The organism is Pseudoalteromonas sp. TB25 (genome assembly GCF_000497995.1).
Taxonomy (GTDB): domain Bacteria; phylum Pseudomonadota; class Gammaproteobacteria; order Enterobacterales; family Alteromonadaceae; genus Pseudoalteromonas; species Pseudoalteromonas distincta.
In genome coordinates, this window is the sequence record NZ_AUTI01000082.1 from 1 (window position 1) to 9,231 (window position 9,231).

General features: G+C 41.4%; 8 protein-coding genes. 1 reads left to right on the plus strand and 7 read right to left on the minus strand.

From position 1 onward, the window contains the following. Positions 1 to 101 precede the first annotated feature (101 nt). The 6 genes from fliH to L652_RS0101620 form a co-directional block, all read right to left on the minus strand. Positions 102 to 908: a flagellar assembly protein FliH gene (gene fliH, locus L652_RS0101595; RefSeq protein ID WP_024594885.1), complete on the minus strand. Its 807-nt coding sequence runs from the start codon at positions 906 to 908 to the stop codon at positions 102 to 104. A gap of 3 nt (positions 909 to 911) precedes the next feature. Continuing rightward, the gene (gene fliG / locus L652_RS0101600; protein ID WP_007581881.1) at positions 912 to 1,952 is read right to left on the minus strand and encodes a flagellar motor switch protein FliG; all 1,041 of its coding nucleotides are present in this window, start codon (positions 1,950 to 1,952) and stop codon (positions 912 to 914) included. Next, on the minus strand, positions 1,945 to 3,660 hold the full coding sequence (gene fliF, locus L652_RS0101605) for a flagellar basal-body MS-ring/collar protein FliF (protein WP_024594884.1): 1,716 nt from the start codon (positions 3,658 to 3,660) through the stop codon (positions 1,945 to 1,947). The genes fliG and fliF overlap by 8 nt, the downstream gene beginning before the upstream one ends. A gap of 20 nt (positions 3,661 to 3,680) precedes the next feature. Beyond that, positions 3,681 to 4,013 carry a flagellar hook-basal body complex protein FliE gene (gene fliE / locus L652_RS0101610; protein ID WP_008168784.1) on the minus strand — a complete coding sequence of 111 codons (333 nt, stop codon included), beginning with the start codon at positions 4,011 to 4,013 and terminating at the stop codon, positions 3,681 to 3,683. Between the two features lie 156 nt (positions 4,014 to 4,169). Further along, on the minus strand, positions 4,170 to 5,636 hold the full coding sequence (locus tag L652_RS0101615) for a sigma-54 dependent transcriptional regulator (protein ID WP_024594883.1): 1,467 nt from the start codon (positions 5,634 to 5,636) through the stop codon (positions 4,170 to 4,172). Next, positions 5,633 to 6,745 carry an ATP-binding protein gene (locus L652_RS0101620; RefSeq protein ID WP_007581877.1) on the minus strand — a complete coding sequence of 371 codons (1,113 nt, stop codon included), beginning with the start codon at positions 6,743 to 6,745 and terminating at the stop codon, positions 5,633 to 5,635. Before L652_RS0101620 ends, L652_RS0101615 begins: the two co-directional genes overlap by 4 nt. Before the next feature lie 132 nt (positions 6,746 to 6,877). Here L652_RS0101620 and L652_RS0101625 point away from each other — a divergent pair, with 132 nt between their 5' ends. Then, a complete protein-coding gene (locus L652_RS0101625) occupies positions 6,878 to 7,474 on the plus strand; it encodes a DNA-3-methyladenine glycosylase I (protein WP_024594882.1) in 597 nt (198 codons plus the stop codon). A 304-nt stretch (positions 7,475 to 7,778) separates the two neighbouring features. On the opposite strand, the gene L652_RS0101630 is transcribed toward L652_RS0101625, so the two are convergent. Further along, positions 7,779 to 9,215: a sigma-54-dependent Fis family transcriptional regulator gene (locus L652_RS0101630; protein WP_007581875.1), complete on the minus strand. Its 1,437-nt coding sequence runs from the start codon at positions 9,213 to 9,215 to the stop codon at positions 7,779 to 7,781. Positions 9,216 to 9,231: the final 16 nt, after the last annotated feature.

Consider the following 9,231-nt stretch of genomic DNA (forward strand, 5'->3'; position numbering starts at 1 on the left):
CCTGCCACAGCAGGCGCTGGAGTTTTAATATGTTGTTGATATTGAGATAAGCGTTCGCTTAAAGGTGCACGTTGAGTTGACATAACACGCCAATAAAATAGTTAGATACCACTATTATGCAAAAAACTATCCAACGTTTCTCTGACACGTGTTTTAAGGGTCATGTCGAGTGACGATTGCGCTGTTTTAACTTCACAGCCACCGCGTTCAAGAGTGGGTTCTGCCATTAATTGCCAGTTATTATCAATAATGGTTTGTTCGCCATAGCTCTCTTTTATGAGTTCTAAGTCTTCGGGGTTTAAATGGATTCGTACTTTTTCTTGCTCCGCATTAAGTGAATCAATACTTTGCTTTAACGTATGTAAAATCGCATCTGGCGATGTTTTTACTTCTTGATAAATAACAGCTTCCGCTAACATGCTAGCAAGTTGTACTAATTGCTTCTCGGCTTGTTCGTCCACTTTATCTAGCGGTGCAGTTAGCCCCTCTAAAATGGCTTTTAAACTTGTTAACTGCTCTTCAATTAATGGTTTTACATCTTCAAGGCCTTGTGTTTTACCTTGCTCTAAGCCTTCTTTGTAGCCTGCTTCTTTACCTTCGCCAACGCCTTTTTCAAAGCCGTCTATGTAGCCTTGCTCATGACCTTGTTTAAGGCCTTCTTCGTACGCGTCTTGTCTAATGCGTTCAAGCTCAACCATGGTAAGCGCAGGGAGTTCTGGTTCTTGTGGCTCATCAATAGGCATTTCTTCGGCTAATTCTTTTTTGTACAACTCACTAAGCGGTGTGCCGTAAGCCGTAGAGCGATTGCCAAAGCTGCTCTCATCTGGTGCTACATCTGGAATAGCCCAGTTTTTTAATAATTCATCTGCTTCATCAGCGTGAAGTGTGCGTCCTTTGAGTTTGCTCATAGTTTACAGGAACTCCTCGCCACCGCCGCCGCCCAGCTGAATTTCACCTGAGTCAGATAAACGACGCGCTGTTGATAAAATCTCTTTTTGCGCCGCTTCTACTTCGCTTATACGTACCGGGGCCATAGCTTCTAAATCATCAGCAAGCATTTCGGCTGCACGCTTAGACATATTGCCCAGTATCTTATCTTTAAGGGCATCGTCGGTGCCTTTAATTGCTTTCATTAATACGTCTTGTTGTACTTCTCGTAGGATTGCTTGAATACCACGGTCTTCAACATCCATTAAGTTTTCAAACACAAACATTAAGTCTTGAATTTGCTGCGACATCTCTTCGTCATGTTCACGAATAGAATCCATTAACTGCCCTTCTACGTTGGTATCTAGGTAGTTCATAATATCTGCAGCAGCTTTTAAGCCGCCCATTTTAGCAGCTTGCGCACCAGCTTGACCGGCAAATTGTTTTTCCATGATTTCGTTTAGCTCTTGCAGTGCTGCTGGCTGAACTTCTTCAAGGTTTGCAATACGCATAGTTAAATCTAAGCGTACTTTTTCAGGGAACTGAGCAATAATCTCAGCTGACTGTTCTGGCTCTAAATACGATAATACAATAGTTTGAATTTGCGGATGCTCATTACGAATAATGTTTGCTACCTGCTTAGAGTCCATCCATTTTAATGAATCCAAGCCTTTAGCACCTGAGCCCATAACAATTTGGTCAATAAGGCTAGCAGCTTTGTCTTCACCAAGAGCGGCTGTAAGCGCTTTTTTAATAAAGTCTTCTGACTGAAAACCAATGGTACTAAAGCTTTGAATTTGTTCTATAAACAAGTTGTGTACAGCGCTAATTTTAGCTTGAGATAAATCCTGTAGCCCAGCCATTGCCATACCCACTTTTTGCACCTGTTTAGGTTCTAAGTGTTTAAGGATTTGCGCGGCATCTTCTTCTGATAAACTCAAAAGTAATATAGCGGCTTTATCTACCCCATCGAGCTTATCAACATCAAAGGCTGGCGGGAGTTGTTTTTGTTCTTGATCAGTCATCTTCTGTTAACCACGCTTTCACTACTTGTGATGATAGTTCTGGTTCGTTAGCTACAAGGGCACGAATTGCTTTAAGTAAATCTTCGTCGCCATGTAAATCCGGTAACTGCAGTGTACCATCACTTGAGAAACCAACCGAAGCAGAATCAAAGTCTTTATTTAGCATATCAAGTGTATTGTCGCCAATATCTACGCCGGAACTTAATGCATCTTCGTCGTATTCTTCTAGTGTATCGTCTGGGTAAATTAAGCGCTTAAGCATTGGTTTTACTACTGCCATTATCAATACAATGATAACTAAGGCGCCTAGTACAAGGCGGGCTATTTTCATAAACCAGTCTTGTTCCCACAGTGGCACTTCTATTGCTAAATTTGTTGCTTCACGTACAAACGGCACTGTTACTACTTCAAGTGCATCACCACGTTGCATATCAAAACCTACACCACCTTGTAGTAAGCGACGAATATTTGACAATGCCTCTACCGAGCGCGGGGCCATGGTTGTTTCGCCGTTTTCTCCCACTTTAGGAATATAGTCAACAGCAACTGATACGCTTATTCTGCGTATAACACCACTTTGTTGGCGCTTGTGCGAAATGGTTGTATCGAGTTCATAATTACGTGTAGCTTCTTTGTGGCTGCGTGTTGGAGACGTAGCAGTGCCTGCACCACCTTGCCCAGCAACCTCAGGAATATTTGAATTTAGCGGTGGCTGATTTGTAAGCGCACCTGGAATACCAACAGCTAGGCCGCCAATGTTATTTTCTTCAAATGTGGTTTCGCTTCTAACCGCTGGTAGGTCTGGGTTATAACGCTTTTGAGTTTCCTCAATCGAGCTGAAATCCATACTCAAATCAACTTGAGCTGTATAGTTTGCAAGCCCAACAACCGGTATTAAAATACTGTCTATTTTTTCAAGATACTCTTGTTCGCGCTTACGTTCTAAATCGTATTCTTTACGAGAGCGTGCTGCTAATGAGCTTTGCGAACCTGAATTTAATAATCGACCATTTTGGTCAGTGACTGTAACACGTGCAGGCTCTAAGCCTTGTACTGCTGAAGCAATCATATCAACAACAGAGTCTACTTCTTCACGGTCAAGTGAGCGGCCACGCTTAAGTGTTAATACAACAGTAGCGGATGGTTTTTTCTCTCTGCGGGCAAATACGTTTTCTTTAGGGATGGCTAACAATACTTTGGCGCGAGTAATGTTATTTAGCTCTTCAATGGTGCGTGCTAATTGCTGTTCACGACCATGTTTTAAACGTTCACGCTCCAAGCGTTGGCTTACACCAAAGCCCATATCTTGCATAATTATGTCAGAGCCAGATGCAGGGCCTTGCTCTAACCCTTCGCGGGTCATTAGCAATTTAATGTTTTGGTATTCGCTTTCATCAACCGATACAACATTGCCATCTAGTTGGTATTCAATTTTTTGCGCATCTAAAAAGTCTAATGTTTGAATAAGCTCTTCTGTTTGCATTTTGCCTAACGGGCGCATATCTGGCTGACGAGCCCAAATAATAATAAAAATCGCGATAGCTAAACAAATAGCCAATGCTATAACCAATGTTACTTGGCGCAATACATCAACACCACTTAAAGCACTTAAGTAGCCTGACTTTTGTTCTTGTTGATCATCACCACCACTTTGGTCGATACCGCCGCCAGCAAGTGCTAGGTCTGTAGATTGGTTAGATTGCGCCACAATAATTCTCCACTACCTAATTAAACAGGCATGTTCATGATTTCTTTATAAGCTTCAACAAGTTTATTACGAACCTGTACTGTAGCCTCAAAAGCAACTGACGATTTTTGAGAAGCAATCATCGCCTCAGCAAGCGATACACTTCGATCACCCATTTCAACCGCTTTTACTTTTTGACCTGCATCTTGCTGTAAACCGTGCACTGTATTTAGTGCATCACTTAGCATGTCGCCAAACTGGGAAGTAGAAGTAGGCTGAACTTGAGTCGGCAATTTATTTATTTGATTATTACGGCCGGCTTCTAAAGCCATTGATTGCATTTCTTGAAATACAGCACTGTTTTGAATTTTCATAATTTATCTCTGACACGCAGTGAACTCTTACAAGTAATAAAGCACAAAACATGCCAATTAATTAATCATTAAAATACAATAGGTTAACTTCAATTTGTGTTAGTCAGAGTTTTGACAACCCTAAGTTCGCAGCGCAAACTTAGGGTTTATAGGAGGTTAAGCTGGAAGTGAAATACCTAAATCGCGCATTTGCGCTAGTTTATAACGTAAAGTTCGTGGGCTTATGCCCAACGTTTCGGCAACGTCTTTACGCTTACCTTGGCAACGTGCAAGGGTTTCTAAAATAATGCGATGCTCTTTGTCTTTAAGCTCATCTTTATAGCTACCGGTATCTGCCGCTAGCAAACCTTGTTTAGGCTCATCCTCAGCATGCGACTTTTCATCATAATATGCAGAGCTTAAAGTGCTTTTATCAACACCTTTGTCTGCATGTGCTAATTCTGTTGGCGATACGGTTTGCGCCGGTGCCAATGAAGGCTCCATAACAAAGTTATTAGATACTAAGTTTTCGATAAAAATAGCATGCTCGTTTATTGTATCGCCACTTCGCAATATAAGTGCACGCTGTATAACGTTATCAAGCTCGCGCACATTACCAGGCCACGCATGAGCCAGTAACTTTTGCTCGGCAGCTTTATCTAAATACGCCATAGGCTCTTTGCTTTTACTTATATGGCGCTCAATTAAATGCTTAGCCAATACAATAATATCGCCTGGGCGTTGGCACAATGGTCGCCACATAAGTGGAAAAACATTAAGCCTGTAATATAAATCTTCTCTAAACTGATTATCTACTACAGCTTCTTTTAAATCACGATTACTGGTTGCCAAAATACGTACATCGAGCTGAATTGTTTTACGGCCCCCTAAACGCTCTACTTCACGCTCTTGCAGTACGCGTAACAGCTTTGCTTGTAGCCCTAAGTCCATCTCAGTAATTTCATCAAGTAAAATAGTGCCGCCTTGTGCTTGCTCAAACTTACCCGGACATGCTTGAATCGCCCCCGTAAAAGCTCCTTTTTCATAACCAAATAACGTAGCTTCGAGCATATTTTCAGGAATAGCCGCGCAGTTAATCGCCACAAATGGCTCATTACATCGGCTCGACTTATCATGAATATAACGAGCAAGTACTTCCTTACCTGAACCACTTGGGCCAAGTACCATTACACTTGCATCAGAGCGTGCTACTTTACTCGCAAGCTCCAATAATTGAATACTAGTTGGGTCAGCAACAATAGGTCCGTCGGTTTCTTTTGCTTTTTCAGGCAAATAACGGCTCACCATATTTAACAGCACTTCAGGTGCAAATGGTTTAGCCATGTAGTCAATTGCACCTAGGCGCATGGCTTCTACCGCATCGTCGATTGTGGCGTACGCCGTCATCATCAATACAGGCAAATCAGGGTGGTTTAATTTAATACTGCGTAGTAAATCAAGTCCACTCATTGCGCCCATTTGCACGTCGCTTACAACAAGCGAAAATTGATCTTTTTTAAGCAATATCATTGCTTGCTCAGCACTGTTGGCTGCAACACATTCAATACCCGACATTTCAAGGGTATCTATTAAGGCTTCACGAAGCCCTGCGTCATCTTCGACAACTAAAATAGTGTTACTCATAATGATCCCTCTAGTTTAGATGTTGCCTTAATAGGCAGTAACAAACTAAAGCAGGCACCACCCTGCGTATTATTGGTCACATCAACACGACCTTGGTGCGCACTAGCCACCGAACTCACTACAGCAAGCCCTAAACCTGTGCCCTGACTTTTTGTAGTAAAAAATGGTTCAAAAATTTTATCGCTTTGGCTTAAATCAACACCTGGGCCATTGTCGCTCACACTAATACGAACCATATCTAAATCTTTTAAATCTCTTTGTGCGCTAATTTTTACTTTTGCACCGCCGCCAATAACTTGAATACTATTGTGCACAAGATTTTGAATAGCACTGGCCAATGCCGTTTTATTACCGACTATTTGTATATCTGGCTCTGGTAAGCTTACATCCAGCTCACTTTCATTAAGTGCGACCATCGCATCAGCGCCCGCTTTAACTTCTGTTAAAAGCTGCTGCATTGAAACTTGCTCAACAACTTGCTGATCGCCACTTTTAGCAAATAACAGCATGTCGTTTACTTGAGTTTCTAAATCTTTTAAACGCGACATTAACTTTGTTTGAAAGTTATCGCGAGATGCTTCGGGTAAGCGCTTTGATCCTAAATTAGCGGCGTAAAGCATAGCGGCTGAGAGCGGTGTACGGACTTGATGCGCCAGTGACGCAACCATTTTACCCAGCGCGCTTAATCGCTGCATATGTGCAACACGTTTTTGTAAACGGCGAGTTTCGGTTAAATCCGTCATTAAAATAAGTTGCCCAGGCTCTGGGGCTAAAGCGGTAATATCAAGTTTTATTAGGCGCCCGTCTTTTAAAGACACTTCGTGACCATCATCTTGATGTGGCCTAAAAGAGCGCTGAATAACATTAAACCAGCGTTCGCCTTCAAGTGGCTCGCCAAGCATATCAATCGCTATTTGATTCGCTTTTGCAATCAACCCTTTGCCATCAAGTACAACCACGCCTGCTGGCATGGTATCAACCAAATGCGAAAGCCAACTTGCTTGCTTGCGCAGATCGCTTAATTCACCAATGTACTCCTCTTGAAGTAAACATGGGTTATACTGATTTGCAGAAAAAAACTGTGGTTTTAGCACGCTAGCAAGGGCCATAATCAAATCTCGAATTGATGTAGATACATGTCTAAATGCACGATTTATACCAAAATTTATTTACATACTTATCATTAAGTTACATCAATAATTTGAGCGACATAAAAATGACGCACGCAAAAAGGAATAATAATGAGTGAGCAAATAAAGTGCCGTTGCCCGTGGCTCGACACCACTAAACCCGACTACGTTATTTACCATGATGAAGAATGGGGCGTCCCCCTTTATGATGATACAAAGCTGTTTGAATTTATCACTCTAGAATCAGCGCAAGCAGGCTTAAGCTGGTACACAATTTTAAAAAAGCGCAGCGGTTATAAAAAAGCATTTGCTAATTTTGATGTAAAAAAAGTAGCACAATTCACACAAGATGACGTTGAGAGACTAATGCTTGATGAGGGTATTGTGCGCAATCGCTTAAAAATTTCGGCAACTGTTAACAACGCAAAGCGCTTTATAGAAATACAAGAAGAATTTGGAAGTTTTAGTAACTACCAATGGCAGTTTGTGGGTAATAAGCCGATTATAAGTAATTTAAATAACGTTGAGGACTACCCAGCAATTACAGAGGCATCAACTGCATTTGCTAAAGATTTAAAAAAACGGGGTTTTAAGTTTTTAGGCCCTACAACGGTTTACGCTCATATGCAGGCCTGCGGTATGGTTAACGATCACAGTAATGATTGTTTTAGAAAAGAAGAAATTATTGAGGCTTTTAGTAGTAAGTGATTTATAACCATAAAAGTGATTTGTTCACAAAGAGGTTAAGAGACGCTGCGCTATAGAGAAGTAACGCGTAAGTTGACTATGGTTTCTCATTTAGCCTCGTTTTTTCTCTTTGTGAAATAGCGTTTTATTTAAATGATTAAAAGCTACGCTTTTCACGCGAGCAAGTCTAGCGTCTACCGCCAAGGTTTAAGTTTGTGTTTATCTTGTAGACGCCAAGCTTGCTTGCGTGACGGGCAAAGCCCGTAAAGTGATTGATCACAAATGAATAATAAATAACGAAAAGTATTTCACCATTTTCGCACTTCTAATCTCTTGAAAGATTATACTTTTTCATTTTCTCAACGAGTGTTGTTCTGCGTACACCTAGTATTTCTGCAGCGCGAGCTACAACGTAATCATAGCGCTCTAACGCTTGGGTTATTAAGCTAATTTCAAGCTCTGCTAAATAATCTTTAAGTTCAATACCATCATCTGGCAATAGCCCACTACCCGTTTGGCTAAACTCAGCATCTGGCTCACTTTCATAATCACTAAAACCGGTGCTAAATATGTCGTTAAAGGCGTCTTTTTCCATTAACTCTTCAGGATATTCTGGCTCGTATGCTTCAACTTCAATGTAACGATATTTATTAGGTAAATCGGGAATATCAACCACTTTTTCAGGAAACATAATAACCATACGTTCCACTAAGTTAGCAAGCTCACGAATATTACCAGGCCAAGCATGTTCTTTTAAGCTCTCAACTGCGCGCTCTGTAAACTTAGCGGTAGAACCAGTCTGGTCGTTAACTCGGCGCATTAACTCCTTTAAAAGCAGCGGTATATCATCAGCACGTTCACTCAGCGATGGGTTTTCGATAGGAAATACATTTAAGCGGTAATATAAATCTTCCCTAAAACTCCCCTCTTCAATCATTGTTTCTAAGTTACGATGCGTGGCCGCAATAACGCGTACATCAGCCTGAATAGCCTTTGTGCCACCAACACGCTCGTAGCTGCGTTCTTGCAATACTCGCAGCAACTTAACTTGCATTTGCAGTGGCATATCGCCTATTTCATCTAAAAATAGCGTTCCACCTTGAGCAAGTTCAAAGCGCCCTTTACGAGCCGATATAGCACCAGTAAACGCGCCCTTTTCATGGCCAAATAGTTCACTTTCGAGCAGCTCTGCAGGAATAGCACCACAGTTAACTGGTACAAACGGTCCATTAATACGCTTTGAAAGCAAGTGAACATTACGGGCAACCACTTCTTTACCTGTGCCTGATTCGCCTAAAATTAAAACATTAGCGTCGGTTTTTGCCACTTGTTCAATTAAAAAGCGAACATCTTTTACGGCCTCTGTTTCACCAACAAGTCCATCAAAAATCTTATGCGGTTTAGTATGCTTATGCTCATTAGGCAGCATACGCTGATACTGCTGACAGTCGTGAAGTAACTGAGTTGTCACTTCGTGATTAAATGGCTCGCAAATAAGCCCCACCACATTAGCTATACTTAATAGTGGTTTTAGCGTTTCGCCAATTAATAAAAACGGTAATGTTGGATAGCGTTTAATTAAGCTTTCGTGGTCAAGTGATTGCAACGCTCCTAAAATAATCATGCATTCTTGCTGCTGATATTTTTTGCATTCTTGTTCAAAGCAGTCTTCGCTTAATAGTTGAGCAGCTTCACCAATAAAGCCAAGCGAAGCATTTAATCCTATTGCGCGGTTGTTATTATTATCTAAAATCAAGATCATATTTAGCGAGCCGTAC

What these genes read in the sequence shown, in the direction of transcription:
- fliG (WP_007581881.1), bottom strand. Translation starts at nt 1,952, where the DNA reads ATGACTGATCAAGAACAAAAACAACTCCCGCCAGCCTTTGATGTTGAT.
- L652_RS0101625 (WP_024594882.1), top strand. Translation starts at nt 6,878, where the DNA reads ATGAGTGAGCAAATAAAGTGCCGTTGCCCGTGGCTCGACACCACTAAA.
- L652_RS0101630 (WP_007581875.1), bottom strand. Translation starts at nt 9,215, where the DNA reads ATGATCTTGATTTTAGATAATAATAACAACCGCGCAATAGGATTAAAT.
- L652_RS0101620 (WP_007581877.1), bottom strand. Translation starts at nt 6,745, where the DNA reads ATGGCCCTTGCTAGCGTGCTAAAACCACAGTTTTTTTCTGCAAATCAG.
- fliE (WP_008168784.1), bottom strand. Translation starts at nt 4,013, where the DNA reads ATGAAAATTCAAAACAGTGCTGTATTTCAAGAAATGCAATCAATGGCT.
- L652_RS0101615 (WP_024594883.1), bottom strand. Translation starts at nt 5,636, where the DNA reads ATGAGTAACACTATTTTAGTTGTCGAAGATGACGCAGGGCTTCGTGAA.
- fliH (WP_024594885.1), bottom strand. Translation starts at nt 908, where the DNA reads ATGAGCAAACTCAAAGGACGCACACTTCACGCTGATGAAGCAGATGAA.